This is a genomic window from Hymenobacter rubripertinctus, assembly GCF_003583925.1.
Classification (GTDB): Bacteria; Bacteroidota; Bacteroidia; order Cytophagales; family Hymenobacteraceae; genus Hymenobacter; species Hymenobacter rubripertinctus.
On record NZ_QYCN01000127.1, the window covers coordinates 1 to 467 of the forward strand.

The 467-nt window shown below is 58.9% G+C and carries 1 pseudogene; it reads right to left on the bottom strand.

Annotated features, from left to right (window positions below):
• Positions 1-333 (bottom strand): annotated as a pseudogene (locus D0T11_RS21835) (IS4 family transposase); the annotation flags it as partial.
• Positions 334-467: the final 134 nt, after the last annotated feature.

Here is a 467-nt window from a genome sequence, read left to right on the forward strand (position 1 = left end):
GGCGATGCGGTCGGCGGCCGACGAATTGCCGCTGCGGTTGTCGAGCAATTCCCAGTACAGGGGCAGCTGCAACTCGCCCCGGCCGATGGTGACGAGCAGGATGTTGACCTGGCAGCGGCCGAAATCCCATTCCGTGCGGTCCAGGCATAGGCGCAGCTTGCCTGTGGTCGGCAGCAAGGTCAATAGAAAGTGCGCCAACAGCCGATAATCCAGGTCGGTTTGGCGGAAAAAGTCCTGAATGCGGGTTTCGTTCGAGGCGGGCTTGACGGCGTCGTTCAGGTGCTGGGCCACCTCACAGAACTGCACATTGCGGCTTTTTAAGTGCCTATTCAAAATTAGTCAGACAATTGAGAAGGGGCTATCTTCGCAGATGCAGAAACGCTTCATTGAGCTGACTTCCGACGAGCGGGCCACGCTGGAGGAAGGCCATCGCCATCATCGGCAACACCCGTTTCGTGCCCGCTGTC